Raw genomic sequence first — 15,275 nt, forward strand, 5'->3', positions numbered from 1 at the left:
TATGAAAAAATATTTTACTCTTTTTGACTGGCCAGGGCTTTTTTTAAAATGTCTCTTTCTCTTGTTACTTTTGCTAACTCTTTCTGTAAATCAAATCTCTCTTTGTCATAAGGTGCTACATCTGGAAATGCATTTGCCGCTGACTTTTTTTCGTTATATTTCTTCATCCATTTTCCTAATACACTATCCCTTATTCCTAGATCTCTTGCTACTTTTGCAACTGGTTGACCTACCTTTCTTTGTTCATTTGCCAGCTTAACAGCTTCCAATTTGAATTCTGCCGTATATTCTCTTGCCATTTCTAATCCTCCAAAATTTTATTTTACCCGAAAAAACTCCTTTCTTTCTCTCCACTTTTTCTGGGTAAGGTCAGTATGGGAAAAGGTGAAAGATGTACTAAAAAACCCAGAGATGATAAAAAAGGAATACCAACGTAGAGTATTAGAAAATAAAAATGATGAATCATCAGAGAAAAAGTTTGCAAGAAGAGAAAATCAAATAAAAGAAGGTATCGAAAAATTAATGGAAGATTATTATAGTCAAGAAAATGCAGGAGAGAAAGGATATATAAGCGAGGAAGAATTTAAACAGACAATGAGAAAAATGAAAGAACGCTTACAAGGGATAGAAGAAGAGAAAAAAAAGGTAGTTGATCAGAAGGCAGTAGAAAAAGGAATAAGTCTTATTATAAATAGCATAAAGAATTTTTATTCTAGTGTAAAATCGAACCTGGAACAGCTAGATTGGCAAACTAAGCGCGGCATTATTAAAGCATTAATAGGACAAATTAACATTGGTTGTGATCAGGTAGAAGTAGGATTTCAGATCGAAGAACCAGCACAGGATGGGGGAATTCTTAATTTGTATCATTGTACTACACATCGTAATAAGGGGGTTGGCAAAATGTGTCAAGCAAGTTTTTTCGTTTCTATAAATCTGGATTTCAGCGTTATGCGCTGGAATGACAACGTGAGGTAAATTTTTCAACATCCCAAAATTACAGAATTCAGTCTGTTTAATTAAGTGTGAACTGTTACACGAAAATTTTGTAAACAGATTAATATACCCTGTTTTTGCTATTCATCTAAAAATGGAACCATAGAGTACGTTGAGGAGCGTAAGCAAATTTTAATGCAAAAATTACTATCAAAAAATAGATTATGCAAGAGGTCTAATTATTCTGCCGCAATTTTGCTCTATCACACTTGCCACATTTAATATTCCAGCTTCATCATAATAATTTCCAATCACTTGCAAGGCAAGTGGTAAACCCTCATTGGAGAGCCCAACAGGAACAGAAATAGCAGGCAATCCTGCCAGACTTGCCGGCACAGTAAACACATCATTGATGCACATAATTAGCGGATCTGGCTTTTCATTTAAGCCAAAAGCTTCTGTTGGAGCAGATGGCACAAGTATGTAATCTATTTTTTCAAACGCTTTTATAAAATCATTTCTGATTAATGCCCTAATGCACTGCGCTTTTTCGTAATATTCATTATAATGACCTGAAGAAAGCGCATAAGCGCCAATTAAAATTCTTCTTTTCACCTCTTTACCAAAACCTTCTGCTCTTGTTAGTGAATACATTTCTTCAAGGGTATCAGCATCAACCCTTAATCCATAACGCACACCATCGTAACGAGCAAGATTGGATGAAGTTTCAGCAGAACAGATTAAATAATAGACTGGTATTGCATATTTAGTATGTGGCAGAGTAATGTCAACAACTTCAGCGCCATTTTCTTTTAAATAGGAAGCAACTCTTTCCCAATTATGAACTATTTCCTCTGAAATTCCATCCATCCTATATTCTTTTGGTATACCAATACACTTACCCTTGACATCACCATTTATAAAGCTAGAAAATTTAGGCACTGGCTTTTCGCTCGATATTGAATCTTTTGTATCATAGCCACAAATTGCTTCCAGCATTAATGCTGAATCAGAGACAGAACGAGTAATGACTCCTGCTTGATCCAGAGAACTCGCAAATGCAATCATACCAAAACGCGAGCATCTTCCATAAGTTGGCTTTATTCCAACTACTCCACAATAAGCTGCTGGTTGGCGTACAGATCCACCGGTGTCGCTCCCTAACGCTCCAGCGCATAAAAATCCAGCAACCGATGCTGCAGATCCACCAGATGATCCACCAGGAACAACTTTTTCCCCATCGCTTTTTCTAATCCACACATTTTCAACAGGGCCAAAATAGCTATTTGTGTTCGCAGAACCCATAGCAAATTCATCCATATTAAGCTTACCGAGCATGGCTGCTCCACTTTTTAAAAGCAAGTCAGACACCGTAGATTCGTAAGTCGGAACGAAATTTTCCAGCATTTTTGAGCATGCTGTTGTTTTTATTCCTTTTGTACAGAATAGATCTTTGATGCCAACTGGTACACCCATGAGCGGCGAGATTAAATCATCCTTTTGCCTAGAGAAATGTTCATCTGCAGCTTTAGCAGCTTTCATTGCTATCTCTGGGGTTTTTGTTATAAATGCATTTAATTTCTCATTTTCAACCGCACTGATGTGCGCCTCTACGAGTTCAACGGCAGAAAAACTCTTTTTTTTGAGCCCGTCATGCATTTGTGTAATACTTAACTTTCTTAGTTCATTCATCAATATTTAATTTTTAGCAAGACGTTAATTATAACATGGCACGATAAAAAATCCATACATTTATAGTTACAGCTAGAAATGTAGCTAAGGTAACTTAGATTCACCGACAATCGTCATCCCGCTACTTGTTAGCGGCTAAGAGATACCGCAGCGGTATGACGTAGAAGCTATACTTTTATACTCACCAACTCAGTATCCAATCCGGATTGTATCTTAAAAAGGTCAAAGGTCAAAAGACTATAATAATACCAATTCTCATTGTTGTCCAGTCAAATAGGAAACATTGCAGAGTTGTTTAGTTGTGGAGCTGGCAAGAGAAGTAATAAATTTGCACAAAGCACCCTCAAGTAGAGCAATTGTATCGTATATTTTATTGCGCAAAATGTTCTGTTTTATATATAACCAAAGCCTCTCAACAGGATTTAGCTCAGGTGAGTATGGAGGTAGGTATATAATGTCGATATTTTTAGGTACCTTTAAATTTTTTGACCTATGCCAACTAGCACAGTCCATAACGAGAAAAGCCTCTCGTGTTTCTAGATATTGCGAAATTTGCTCAAGAAATATGTTCATGCAATCAGTGTTGACATTTGGTGCAAATAAGCTAGAACTCTCTCCATTTCTAGGATTAACTGCACTATAGAGATAGAAATTTTGCCTACCTAATTTTGTTTTAACCTGTGTTCTAATCCCCTTTTTAAACCACACATGTCCAACTTTTGAATGTGTGCCAAACCGTGATTCATCAAAGAAAAATAGCTCTTTTTCTGGATACTTGCTAATAGCTCCATTGAGATTTTTTTTTGAATTCCTCTTGTTTGCTTTTATCTTGTCCATTATGAACTGGTCTTGGTGTAATATATGAGAATTTCATCTTTTGCATATGGCGGTGTACTGTAGATTTGCTGATATTTAATCCGAACTTTTCCTGGATTCTTATTCTCATTTCTTTAATGGTGATATTAGGATTTTCTTCTATCCACTCTTCAATTTGCTGTAGTTGAGCCTGATTTAATTTAGTTTTTCTACGACGTTGTGAAGGAGCAAACAGTTTTTCTTCTCTGCCAATTTTCAAGAGTTTTACCCACGAAGTTAGTGCGCTTCTTGAAATGCAATATATTTTTGCTACAGCCGTTATACTGTACTTTTTTGCTGCAATTACAGCATTTAGTTTTTTTGAAACATATGCATTATTCCTTACTTTCTTCAGCATTTCTTTTGCTGATTCTACTACTTTTTCATCCAATAATTTTGATCTTAATGCCATTTAAACCTCGCTATTTTACTTACTTCAGTATGGCTTTTCTTCCATCATTGTCCATCTGTTTGCCCTGTAATGGGAATTGGTATTAGAGGTTGTCCGGAAACAAGTAAAAGGCTATAATATCTGAAATTTTAGTACGGGGTAAAGATGAGAAAAAAGTATCCAACAGATCTAAGCGAAAGGGAATGGGCAAGAATAGAAAAACACTTCAGAGTATCATACAAGAAAGGAGGAAGGCCGCCAAAGTATAGCAAAAGAGAAATATTAGAAGCAATTTTCTATGTATTGCGTACAGGGTGTCAATGGCGGTATTTACCAAATGATTTTCCGCTATGGAAGACTGTGTATGAGCAGTTCAGGCAATGGAAGAAGCAGGGAATTTTTGAGAAAATGAATTATGAAATTACAAAATATAGTAGAAGAAAAATAGGAAGGAATGAGCAGCCGAGTGCCTGTATAGTAGATAGTCAATCTGTAAAGACTACAGAAAAGGGGGGATCAAAGGCTATGATGGAAGTAAAAAAGTAAAGGGTAGAAAAAGGCATATAATTACAGACACTCAGGGTTTTATACTAGGTTGTTACGTAGGCGCTGCTAACGAAAATGATAGAGATGGTATTAAAATAGCATTAAACAATATGAGAACAAAATATACTAAAGTTAAAAAAATGTGGGCTGACATGGGATACCAAGGAAGAAATTTAAAGAATCACATAAAGGAAGAATATGACATAGATATTGAAATTGTTACAAGGCCTCCATGTAGATTTTGGGTGCACAAAGATACGCCACCTGAGCTACTACCAACAAGAGAACAAGGGTTTAAAGTACAGCCAAGAAGATGGGTTGTAGAAAGGACTTTTGCTTGGGTTAATAGGAATAGAAGGCTATCGAAGGAGTATGATTTACTCACAACATCCACTGAGAATTTCATATACCTAGCTATGAGTAGGGTTATGTTAAAGAGGGAATATGCTTGAATTTACTTGTTTCCGGACAACCTCTCATTAACTACCATACGTGAGAATTATTGCTGCCAAATATAGCCATCCCTCCTTGGTTTTGATGTAAGTAATCCCATACTTTATTTGGTTGATCAACAATAAAGTTTTGATCTAGTATATTGGGAGCTACAGCTCTATTATCTGTTTGTTGTTTTTTAATTTTAAACTTTCTTCTCAGTATAGCCCTGATGTCATTTTTCTGCATAATACTTTGCACCGTTTTCAAATTGCAACTTTTACCCAAAGCCTTCAATTCAGCATGAATTTTAGGAGCTCCATATCTACATTTAGAAACTTGATATATTTTTTGAATGGCTTCGAGTAGCTCTTTATTTGCTGATTCTCTACTGCTTATTTTTCTTGTGGTCCACTTATAGTAGCCACTAGCAGAAAATCCTACATAATTCCTGTACTTTATAGCAGTTACTATGCTCTTTTATAAAAAAATATTTTACTCTTTTTGACTGGCCAGGGCTTTTTTTAAAATGTCTCTTTCTCTTGTTACTTTTGCTAACTCTTTCTGTAAATCAAATCTCTCTTTGTCATAAGGTGCTACATCTGGAAATGCATTTGCCGCTGACTTTTTTTCGTTATATTTCTTCATCCATTTTCCTAATACACTATCCCTTATTCCTAGATCTCTTGCTACTTTTGCAACTGGTTGACCTACCTTTCTTTGTTCATTTGCCAGTTTAACAGCTTCCAATTTGAATTCTGCTGTATATTCTCTTACCATTTCTAATCCTCCAAAATTTTATTTTACCCAAAAAAACTCTTTTCTTTCTCTCCACTTTTTCTGGGTAAGGTCACTACTGCTATTCCACGTCAAGAACAACCATAAGTTCATTAGGGTTCACATAACCTAAAGCATTTTTTGCTTGCTCATCAAGCAGATCTAAATCTAAGCTTTTTTCATATAAGCCAAATACTTTGTTGTCCAACTTTTCCTTTTCAGAAGAGACATCCTTTAGCAAAAGTTCATTGTACTCGATTTCTTTTTTTAAATCGATTAACGTCAATAAGCCACGTTTACCTGTAATTGTGCTAATGCTGAAATATAATGTAAGAGAAGAAATGAGTAAGGTTACGCTTAAACACAGTAATTTTTGCTTCTTTTTAGATATAAGCACCGTACTTTCACATATAAAAAATATATAACATGAAAAGGTGAACAAAAAGCTAAGAACCTTGACGCGCTTTACACCTTGGCTTTACCTTATTTATAATGTAAATCTTACCACCCCTTTTCACAACTTTACAATTTTTATCTCTGTTACGATGAGATTTTAGCGACCCTTTGACTTTCATATCTATAGTAAGAATTAAATTACTTTACATTATAATCACTTATCAAGAGTTAGTCAATTGATAACATTTTATTAAAATATTGTATAATTGTTGCTGATACTTCTTCGATCGACTTTTGCGTGACATCGATAATTGGCCAGTTATTCTGTTTAAAGAGCTCCTCTGCTTCTTTAATTTCCTTTTCTACTTTCTCAGGGTTAGCATATATATTATTATCTTCGTTGTTAATTGAAGTAAGTCTATTTTTGCGTATTTCTATTAGCCTACTTACGTCTATTGTTACCCCTATCGTTAGTTTATTTTTTAATTTTGCCAAGTCAACATAAAAGGGTACTCCACTAACAAAAGGAATATTTGCAACTTTATAGCCTCGGTAAGCTAAATACGTACTGGTGGGAGATTTTGATGTACGTGAAACTCCAACCAAAATTATATCTGCTTTATCAATATCTTGAATATTTTGTCCATCATCATGATTAATAGTGTAGTTTATTGCCTCAATGCGCTGAAAATATTCGTTATTTATCTCAGTATGCAAGTCAAGCTTTTCGTCTTTTTCAATTTTAAGATAGGACGAAATTTCTCTAATAATATGTGATAATATTGCTCTATAGGGAATTTTCAACTTTATACAGTTATCTTTTAAATATTTTCTTAGCTCATCATCAGTAATAGTGCATATAACAAAATTATGCTCATCACTTTTCCTATTAATTTCCTCCAGAATTTTGTCAATCTGCTCCTCTTTTTTCACAAAAGACCAAACATATTCGATCGTTTCTATAGAACGAAAGTGTTTCAGAGCTGATTTTGCAACTGATATAACAGTTTCACCACTTGAATCTGATACTAAGTGTAGATTAAGCTTTTTAATGGTCATGTTTTATATAGTGTTATACTAAAAATAATGGCTAGCAATCTGCTACTGAAATTATGCTAATTTGTTGACCTACGTAAATATAGAAAAACTATCCTGTTGATAAAACTCAAACTAATTGGTAAATTCTTAACACAATTATTCTCAAAACGAATGTTTTTATTAAAGCCTACAAATTTCTCTTATTTTTCTAAGAAAGCTCTACCTTGGCTTGGGGTTATTTGTTTCGCATGTTTTTTAATTGGAATGTCTTTGGCGTTATTCTTCTCTCCAGAAGATTATAAACAAGGAGAAATTGTACGAATCATGTACATTCATGTGCCTTCTGCATGGCTTGCTCTTGGAATATATGGATTAATTGCATCACTCAGTTTCATTTCATTGGTATGGAACAATAGCATTGCTAGTGTCTTGGCACATGCTGCTGCTCCTGCAGGGACAATCTTTTCGGCAATATGCTTAATCACAGGCAGCATCTGGGGAAAAGGAACCTGGGGCACTTGGTGGGTATGGGATGCAAGGCTTACTTCAATGCTGATTTTACTTTTCCTATATGTTGGCTACCTTTCATTGTGGAGCGCTTTTGATAATGAAGCGAGGGCAGAAAAATCAGCAGCAGTATTTGCCATCTTTAGTGCTATAAATATTCCTATAGTAAAATTTTCCGTGAATTTATGGTCCACTCTCCATCAGCCAGCAAGCATTTTGAGAAAAGGTGGAATAGCAATAGAAAGTTCCCTGCTGTTGCCACTGGTTGCAATGTTTATGTTTTGTGCCACATTTTTTTTAGTAGTGTGGATACTGTATTCACTTTACTTAATTAATTTGTATAAGATAAAGAGAGAAATCAGTATGCGGTATTAGGCCGAGAGATGAAAATAGAACACACCACATCACCAAGTAGCAAAGACATTGAATTCCTACTCAAAAAGATTAATGAAGAAACCGTTGATAAAGGTACGTGTAACCCATTTGCTTTTTTTATTCGCGATGATACTGAACAAATTATTGCAGGTTGTAGCGGTTTTGTTATCTATGGTTCAATTTACACTGACTTGCTTTGGGTACATTCTGATTATAGAAGAAAAGGTATGGGAAAGCAGCTAATGGAAGAAGTTCATGATTATGGTCGTGAGATGCACTGTAAAATAGCAACCGTTGCAACCATGAATTTTCAAAAAGCGAAAGTATTTTATGAAAAGCTTGGGTATAAGTGTGATCTTGTACGTCCAGGGTATGTTAACATGTATATTTTTGAAGAAAGTGTTGTGAGATGCACTGTAAAATAGCAACCGTTGTAACCATGAACTCTAAAATATTTAAAGAGCCTACTAATATCTTTAAGGTAAATGTTCATGTGATTCCGCAGAATAATTCTGTTTTTTGATTCTATCTGTCCATTTATCATTTTCTATATCTTGTTTGTTGGTTGCTTTTTTTTCTTGCTCAACAATTGCCTTATCTATCTCCTTATGAATTGCATCAATTGCATTAATCGCACCTCCTTTTTTGTATACTTCGCTTTTCCCTTCAATAATTAACTTAATAAAAGTATTTACAACAGACTGCACTTGATTATGATTAACCTGACCTTTTATCAAAGAAGGTAAAGAGCCTAATTCCATCAATACTTCTGGTGCTGTTTTATCTTGAGTGGAAAGTCCTAAATTATCTGCTACTTTACTTATTAATAACTCTCTGTGTTCTTTATTATCTTCCAATTTAGCATAATCACTCAATAGATCTATAACGGTAGATACTCTGACTTCAACAATATCATCAACATCTTCATCTTCTAGAGCAACTCCTGACCCCAATAACCTCTCTCTGAGATTTTCGCTTAAAAGATTGATAAATTCTTCATTTGCATCTGATCCTGTGGTTGATATTGTACCATCTAAATAGTTACTTTGAGCACCGAAGCCATGCTCTATTTGTATTTTTGTCTCAGGTTTAAATCCTAATTTTGCACAGAATTTCTGAAAATATTCTTTAATAATGTCAAACAAGCTCTTGCCATTATCTTTATAATTTTTTAACTCTTTAGGAATAGTAAGTGACAATTTACCATCTCTGTATGTTACAAAGTCTTCACCATTGTGAGATTCAATTGTAAATTCCAATGAACTAGACAGATTACATATCTTATCGCCATGCATAACTTGATTTTTAACAGAGAGTATTGGTAGCCTCATATCAGATCTAATTCTCACATTATTTTGGTTAGCACAATCAATGTTTATTACTTTTTTAGGATTTTCTACTATGAACGACTGTCCAAGTGCAAGTTGGGTTTGTATAAATGGAGCAGCCTCATACCCTGCTTGATTACAATTGGTAACTAGCTCTTCTAAAATAGCATCACTTGGAACTTCTGCCCCAGCGTATCTGAACATTTTTTTGAAAACTTCTTTTGCAAAGGAACGGTAATCCTTGTTTTCATCTTTCTCTGTTGGTAATAGATGGATATACCTTTGGCCAGCATTGTAAAATTCTTCAAATTCTTTCTTATATGAATCAGTTTTTTGATGATCAGTAGTTTTGGGATCTTCGCAGTGATTTTTCCACAGCTCACCCAATGCGTCACTTACAAGCTCTTTCTCAATATCTTCGAGTACTGAAGCAACAAAAGCTTTGCCACGATCCGTATCTATTTCTCTTGTTCCTTTTTTGTTAAATATTTCGTCATTATATATATCATCACTATTAAAAAGTTCGCTTCTGCGGTGCTTAGCTCCTTCCTTAAATGCAATAATAAGATTTTTATCTATTTCTTTTCCGTTAATAATAAAATTCATCCTTTGAAAATCTAAGAACATTGTTTCACCGGAATTCGCTAATTTATTATCTTGATCTGCTCTTAATTTACTAAAATTGAACTCTTTAGCTGTGGCCTTTAATCTAACTACTGGACTCTTATTATTTTTTCCTTTTGTCTCTTTCATAAATAACACCTTACTGCAAATATGCTGTAAGTTATATCATATAATGATGAATAATTTGGTAATATATTAAGAAAATCGACAGTATATTTCTTTATTTAAGAGGTGTAGGAAAGGCGTAGATTTCTCTTTCCATTTGTAGCGTACTGCATTAATATTTATGTATTAATCTAGAAAATAATGATGAATAACATTGTAATTGTTGGTCTGCAATGGGGTGACGAAGGCAAGGGTAAAATAGTAGATTATCTTTCTGAGAATGCAGATGTAGTTGTGAGATTTCAGGGAGGAAATAATGCAGGGCACACTATAGTAGTAGATGATGAGGTTTATAAATTAAATTTACTGCCCTCTGCTGTTTTGAGGCCAGGCAAAATATCTATCATAGGAAATGGCGTTGCTCTTGATCCACACGCTCTAATCTCAGAAATAGAGTCATTGAAAGTTAAAGGAGTAGACGTAAACTATAACAACTTGATGGTATCCGAGAGCTGTCCATTAATACTTAGCATACATAAGGACAAGGAAAAGCTATTTGAAGATTTAAATGGAAATCACAAAATTGGTACAACAAACAAAGGGATAGGGCCATGTTATGAAGATAAAGTTGGAAGGAGAGCTATACGCCTTTGTGACTTAGAAAACGCAGATGAGCTCAATAAAAGAGTGGATACTCTTTTGAATTACCACAATGCTATCAGGAAAGGCCTTAACTACCAGGTGGTTAAAAAAGAAGAAATATTAAAGGAAATTCAAGAGATTTCAGAAAAAATTCTTTCATATAAAAAACCTGTGTGGAAGATATTAAATGACTTGATGAAAGAAGGTAAGAAAATAATATTTGAAGGTGCCCAAGGCGCATTTTTAGATATCGACCACGGAACTTACCCTTTTGTTACTTCAAGTAATACTGTAGCATCGCAAGCAATAACAGGCTCAGGGTTATCCTCCAATGCTTACATTATTGGTGTGGTAAAAGCTTATACAACAAGAGTGGGCAATGGCCCATTTCCTACTGAGCAGAAAAATGAAGTAGGAGATAGCTTGTTTACTATAGGCAAGGAACTTGGAACAGTGAGCAATAGAAGAAGGCGTTGCGGATGGTTCGATGCAGTTTTAGTGCGCCAGGCCGTACAACTCTCTGGAGTTTCAAGCATTGTATTAACCAAATTAGATGTGCTTAATTCTTTTGATACAATTAAAATATGCACTGGTTACAAGTATAGCGGAAAAATGTATGATTATTTACCCGCATCGCATTCAATACAAGGGGAATTAGAGCCAATATATGAAGAGTTTCCTGGCTGGAAAGAAAACACTCAAGGTAAAAGGTCAATTAAAGCATTGCCTATCAATTTAATAAAATATATAGACAGGTTAGAAAAATTAATAGGTGTACCAATTCATCTAATTTCAACTAGTCCAAAGAGAGAGGATGTTATTAAGCTTAAAGATTTCTGAAAACGTCTTTGTATCTTAGAGGTTGTCCGGAAACTAGTAAATTCAAGCATATTCCCTCTTTAACATAACCCTACTCATAGCTAGGTATATGAAATTCTCAGTGGATGTTGTGAGTAAATCATACTCCTTCGATAGCCTTCTATTCCTATTAACCCAAGCAAAAGTCCTTTCTACAACCCATCTTCTTGGCTGTACTTTAAACTGTATGGTCCCAGAGAGTGATGGTATACTATCATCATCATTTAAGGAGTCATTATGGGACAGATATTACATGGGTGCGCCAAAACAACACAGACGATTCGTAGAGCAATACAAAATAGAAAAGAGAGCATAGCAAAACTCTCCAAGCATTATAACCTTAATCCAAAAACTATTATTAAGTGGAGAAAACGTTCATTTACGAAAGATGCTGATATGGGTCCAAAGCATCCAAGATCAACTGTTTTAACGCTAGAAGAGGAAGCTATAATAGTTACATTTCGCAAGTATACACTACTGCCACTAGATGATTGCCTTTACGCTCTGCAGTCTACAATTCCGCATTTGACTCGCTCTAGCTTGCATCGTTGTTTACAAAGACACAACATTAGCAGATTACCAACTGTTGATGGAGAAGTTAAGTCAAAAAAGAAATTCAAACAATATCCTATCGGTTACTTTCATATTGATATTGCTGAAGTTAGAACTGAGGAGGGCAAATTACATTTGTTTGTTGCTATTGATAGGACATCCAAATTTACCTATGTTGAGTTGTGTAACAGTGCTACAAAACCCATAGCTGCTGAGTTCTTACGTAATTTGATTAGAATTTTACCGTATAAAATCCATACTATTTTGACAGATAACGGTATACAATTTACAAACCAGAAGCGTCATAAGTATGCTTTCCAACATATATTTGATAGAGTTTGCGAAGAGAATGTTATTGAACATCGTTTGACAAAAGTTAGCCATCCTTGGACGAATGGGCAAGTCGAGCGTATGAATAAAACTTTAAAGGATGCTACAGTTAAGAAGTATTACTATCAATCGCACCAGCAACTTAAAGAACACCTTTATAACTTTGTTATGGCTTATAATTATGCAAAGAGACTCAAAACTCTTAAGGGTCTTACTCCTTATGAATTTATATGTTATCAGTGGACACAGTCTCCAGAATTATTTATACTAAATCCACACCATCACACTCTGGGACCATACATCTTACTAACTCTTATCTAATAAAAAAAATACTTGTGTAACTTCGAATAGTCTATTATGCAAGACAGCAGTATAAACATGTAGTAAGAGGTTGTCCGGAAACAAGTAAAAGGCTATAATATCTGAAATTTTAGTACGGGGTAAAGATGAGAAAAAAGTATCCAACAGATCTAAGCGAAAGGGAATGGGCAAGAATAGAAAAACACTTCAGAGTATCATACAAGAAAGGAGGAAGGCCGCCAAAGTATAGCAAAAGAGAAATATTAGAAGCAATTTTCTATGTATTGCGTACAGGGTGTCAATGGCGGTATTTACCAAATGATTTTCCGCTATGGAAGACTGTGTATGAGCAGTTCAGGCAATGGAAGAAGCAGGGAATTTTTGAGAAAATGAATTATGAAATTACAAAATATAGTAGAAGAAAAATAGGAAGGAATGAGCAGCCGAGTGCCTGTATAGTAGATAGTCAATCTGTAAAGACTACAGAAAAGGGGGGATCAAAGGCTATGATGGAAGTAAAAAAGTAAAGGGTAGAAAAAGGCATATAATTACAGACACTCAGGGTTTTATACTAGGTTGTTACGTAGGCGCTGCTAACGAAAATGATAGAGATGGTATTAAAATAGCATTAAACAATATGAGAACAAAATATACTAAAGTTAAAAAAATGTGGGCTGACATGGGATACCAAGGAAGAAATTTAAAGAATCACACAAAGGAAGAATATGACATAGATATTGAAATTGTTACAAGGCCTCCATGTAGATTTTGGGTGCACAAAGATACGCCACCTGAGCTACTACCAACAAGAGAACAAGGGTTTAAAGTACAGCCAAGAAGATGGGTTGTAGAAAGGACTTTTGCTTGGGTTAATAGGAATAGAAGGCTATCGAAGGAGTATGATTTACTCACAACATCCACTGAGAATTTCATATACCTAGCTATGAGTAGGGTTATGTTAAAGAGGGAATATGCTTGAATTTACTTGTTTCCGGACAACCTCTGAGTAGTGCAATAAATAAACAATTGGTTATGAACTCTTTATTAATGGCCATTAATAGGCGTAAACCTGTTAAAAATCTACTGCTGCACAGTGACCAAGGTTCACAATATACTGCGCAAGGGTATCAATATCTCTTAGCTGTAAAGAATATAGATGAGTAATAAAGGCTGTTGTTACGACAATTCTGTTGCAGAAAGCTTCTTTAGCTCATTGAAAAGAGAAATACTTATTGATACTTCACAACACTCTGCTCAACAAACTAGAACTGCAATATTTGAATACATAGAAATTTTTTATAACAAACAACGTCACTATTAACTATTGCATTCCAGAACAATTTGATGCATCATTCTTTTTGTAAAAAACATTCCACACTTTCTCTCCACTTTTTCTGGGTAAGGTCAAAGGATCTTGTGTCTTAAACCTTATCACCAGGCTTAACAAATAGGTGGCCCAATACTATTAACTTTATGGGTTTACCTTCGTTATTTGCTACTATCCAAACCCCATCGCTCTCATGATCAACAATTTCTATTGGTGCAAATACTACATAATTATTATCATCAACAATCTTTATTCCAAGAGCACCTTCGTCACTTAAGCTCAGGGCTGAAGAAGGAACTTTATATGCAAATCTTTCGCCTGAAGGTAGCCTTACGTTGGCAGTTAGTCCCTGCAAGGATATCATTTTATTATTAGTTACCTTTACTTCTACCCTGTAAGACCCAGTTTTAGGCTCAGCAATTTTACTAATAAAACTTACTTCACCTGCCAATTCTTTTCCGTCCAGCAAATTAATTTGAGCTGTGCTGCCTAGCTCTATTTTATTTACTTCATTTTCCGAAACGTATAACACTACAAGAATTTGATCGAAATTAACCACGTCAGCTATTTTTTGCCCAGCATTAACAAAATCCCCTTCGTTTGCATTGATTTTATCAATATAACCATCTATAGGAGATGTGACTGCAGTATTTTCTAAATCCAATTCTAGCCTTTTTAGGTCAGCTTTTGCACTTTGTAACGCAGTAAAAGCTGCTTCTACTTGTATTTGTGCCCCATAGCCTTTTTTATTCAGTTTGTGAGAGGAATCATACTCAATTTCACGCTGCTTTAATAAAGCTTTGGCTTTCTGAGCTTGCTCAATCCTGTCATAATCTTCTATCTTTAACACTACATCATCTCTTTTTACCTTTTCACCATCAGGTAAATAAATAGCAATAATCTTACCACTTATTTTTGAGACAAGGCTAGCTCTATGTAAGGGATTTACTGTACCAGAAAAATTTAAATATATAGTGCGGTTTTGCGGCGCACATTCTTGAGTTTTTACTGAAAAGTTACTAGTTGCATTATCACTATGAACCGCCTGATCTTTTTTTAAAAATGCACTGCTGATAAAAAACAGTAGAATAAAAGCAATACTGGAAATGATGATTACTTTATTTCTCATCTTTAAACAATAGAATTTGTTAACTAATTTTGTTAGAAACAACTGCATAAATTTTCGAATCAGAAATGTAAGTATAATACATGCACCATTGTCACTCCATAAATAATTTTATATGAGAACAAACACAAGATTTTC

Annotated in this window: 18 protein-coding genes and 2 pseudogenes; 9 read left to right on the forward strand and 11 right to left on the reverse strand. The window is 34.7% G+C overall.

Going from position 1 to position 15,275, the window contains the following annotated elements:
• Nucleotides 1-14: 14 nt before the first annotated feature.
• Nucleotides 15-299, reverse strand: a complete 285-nt coding sequence (locus AACH21_RS03650; protein ID WP_038198869.1) for a transposase — start codon at nt 297-299, stop codon at nt 15-17.
• Nucleotides 300-384: 85 nt separating this feature from the next.
• On the opposite strand from AACH21_RS03650, the gene AACH21_RS03655 reads away from it, so the two are divergent.
• The gene (locus AACH21_RS03655) at nt 385-978 is read left to right on the forward strand and encodes a hypothetical protein (protein ID WP_231115873.1); all 594 of its coding nucleotides are present in this window, start codon (nt 385-387) and stop codon (nt 976-978) included.
• A gap of 180 nt (nt 979-1,158) precedes the next feature.
• Here the strand turns inward: AACH21_RS03655 and gatA are convergent, their stop codons facing one another.
• Together gatA and AACH21_RS03665 are read right to left on the reverse strand one after the other, a co-directional pair.
• Nucleotides 1,159-2,628, reverse strand: coding sequence for an Asp-tRNA(Asn)/Glu-tRNA(Gln) amidotransferase subunit GatA (gene gatA / locus AACH21_RS03660; protein WP_044471200.1), 1,470 nt, complete (start codon nt 2,626-2,628; stop codon nt 1,159-1,161).
• Between the two features lie 255 nt (nt 2,629-2,883).
• Nucleotides 2,884-3,895, reverse strand: a protein-coding gene (locus AACH21_RS03665) for an IS630 family transposase (protein ID WP_338482216.1) whose coding sequence is annotated in 2 segments (ribosomal slippage) — nt 2,884-3,432 and nt 3,434-3,895 — 1,011 coding nt in all. Because the reading frame shifts where the segments join, the coding sequence is not laid out codon by codon here.
• A gap of 144 nt (nt 3,896-4,039) precedes the next feature.
• On the opposite strand from AACH21_RS03665, the pseudogene AACH21_RS03670 reads away from it, so the two are divergent.
• A pseudogene (locus AACH21_RS03670) lies at nt 4,040-4,872 on the forward strand (IS5 family transposase).
• Nucleotides 4,873-4,903: 31 nt separating this feature from the next.
• Here AACH21_RS03670 and AACH21_RS07120 read toward each other — a convergent pair.
• The 5 genes from AACH21_RS07120 to AACH21_RS03695 all read right to left on the reverse strand — a co-directional run bounded on the left by AACH21_RS07120 (nt 4,904) and on the right by AACH21_RS03695 (nt 7,084).
• Nucleotides 4,904-5,326, reverse strand: a complete 423-nt coding sequence (locus AACH21_RS07120; protein WP_182282499.1) for an IS3 family transposase — start codon at nt 5,324-5,326, stop codon at nt 4,904-4,906.
• 21 nt (nt 5,327-5,347) lie between these two features.
• Entirely contained in the window at nt 5,348-5,632 is a 285-nt protein-coding gene (locus AACH21_RS03680) for a transposase (RefSeq protein WP_041573518.1), read from the reverse strand.
• Nucleotides 5,633-5,711: 79 nt separating this feature from the next.
• Complete coding sequence (locus tag AACH21_RS03685) at nt 5,712-6,026, reverse strand: FtsB family cell division protein (protein ID WP_006279630.1); 315 nt, start codon at nt 6,024-6,026, stop codon at nt 5,712-5,714.
• Nucleotides 6,027-6,075: 49 nt separating this feature from the next.
• Nucleotides 6,076-6,204: a type B 50S ribosomal protein L36 gene (ykgO, locus tag AACH21_RS03690; protein ID WP_006279631.1), complete on the reverse strand. Its 129-nt coding sequence runs from the start codon at nt 6,202-6,204 to the stop codon at nt 6,076-6,078.
• Nucleotides 6,205-6,253: 49 nt separating this feature from the next.
• Nucleotides 6,254-7,084 (reverse strand): pyruvate, water dikinase regulatory protein, encoded by an 831-nt coding sequence (locus AACH21_RS03695; protein WP_236514863.1) that lies wholly within the window; start codon nt 7,082-7,084, stop codon nt 6,254-6,256.
• Between the two features lie 150 nt (nt 7,085-7,234).
• On the opposite strand from AACH21_RS03695, the gene ccmC reads away from it, so the two are divergent.
• Both ccmC and AACH21_RS03705 read left to right on the forward strand, forming a co-directional pair.
• Entirely contained in the window at nt 7,235-7,945 is a 711-nt protein-coding gene (gene ccmC, locus AACH21_RS03700) for a heme ABC transporter permease CcmC (protein WP_006279633.1), read from the forward strand.
• A gap of 8 nt (nt 7,946-7,953) precedes the next feature.
• Complete coding sequence (locus AACH21_RS03705; protein WP_006279634.1) at nt 7,954-8,370, forward strand: GNAT family N-acetyltransferase; 417 nt, start codon at nt 7,954-7,956, stop codon at nt 8,368-8,370.
• A 51-nt stretch (nt 8,371-8,421) separates the two neighbouring features.
• Here AACH21_RS03705 and AACH21_RS03710 read toward each other — a convergent pair whose 3' ends face one another.
• Nucleotides 8,422-10,026, reverse strand: a complete 1,605-nt coding sequence (locus tag AACH21_RS03710) for a hypothetical protein (RefSeq protein ID WP_006279635.1) — start codon at nt 10,024-10,026, stop codon at nt 8,422-8,424.
• 180 nt (nt 10,027-10,206) lie between these two features.
• Here AACH21_RS03710 and AACH21_RS03715 point away from each other — a divergent pair, with 180 nt between their 5' ends.
• Nucleotides 10,207-11,484, forward strand: coding sequence for an adenylosuccinate synthase (locus tag AACH21_RS03715; protein WP_077188589.1), 1,278 nt, complete (start codon nt 10,207-10,209; stop codon nt 11,482-11,484).
• A gap of 42 nt (nt 11,485-11,526) precedes the next feature.
• Here AACH21_RS03715 and AACH21_RS03720 read toward each other — a convergent pair.
• A pseudogene (locus AACH21_RS03720) lies at nt 11,527-11,691 on the reverse strand (transposase); the annotation flags it as partial.
• A 48-nt stretch (nt 11,692-11,739) separates the two neighbouring features.
• Here AACH21_RS03720 and AACH21_RS03725 point away from each other — a divergent pair.
• The 4 genes from AACH21_RS03725 (at nt 11,740) to AACH21_RS03740 (ending at nt 14,005) form a co-directional block, all read left to right on the forward strand.
• Nucleotides 11,740-12,705, forward strand: coding sequence for an IS481 family transposase (locus AACH21_RS03725; protein WP_338482218.1), 966 nt, complete (start codon nt 11,740-11,742; stop codon nt 12,703-12,705).
• A gap of 125 nt (nt 12,706-12,830) precedes the next feature.
• A protein-coding gene (locus AACH21_RS03730) for an IS5-like element ISWpi1 family transposase (RefSeq protein WP_338482219.1) occupies nt 12,831-13,663 on the forward strand; the annotation gives its coding sequence in 2 pieces (ribosomal slippage) (nt 12,831-13,200 and nt 13,200-13,663; 834 coding nt in all).
• A complete protein-coding gene (locus tag AACH21_RS03735; RefSeq protein ID WP_338482220.1) occupies nt 13,660-13,848 on the forward strand; it encodes a DDE-type integrase/transposase/recombinase in 189 nt (62 codons plus the stop codon). Before AACH21_RS03730 ends, AACH21_RS03735 begins: the two co-directional genes overlap by 4 nt.
• The gene (locus AACH21_RS03740) at nt 13,841-14,005 is read left to right on the forward strand and encodes an IS3 family transposase (RefSeq protein ID WP_010082072.1); all 165 of its coding nucleotides are present in this window, start codon (nt 13,841-13,843) and stop codon (nt 14,003-14,005) included. The genes AACH21_RS03735 and AACH21_RS03740 overlap by 8 nt, the downstream gene beginning before the upstream one ends.
• Before the next feature lie 100 nt (nt 14,006-14,105).
• On the opposite strand, the gene AACH21_RS03745 is transcribed toward AACH21_RS03740, so the two are convergent.
• A complete protein-coding gene (locus AACH21_RS03745; protein WP_236514883.1) occupies nt 14,106-15,188 on the reverse strand; it encodes an efflux RND transporter periplasmic adaptor subunit in 1,083 nt (360 codons plus the stop codon).
• Nucleotides 15,189-15,275 lie beyond the last annotated feature (87 nt).

This window comes from Wolbachia endosymbiont (group A) of Ophion costatus (assembly GCF_963969245.1).
GTDB lineage: Bacteria > Pseudomonadota > Alphaproteobacteria > Rickettsiales > Anaplasmataceae > Wolbachia > Wolbachia pipientis.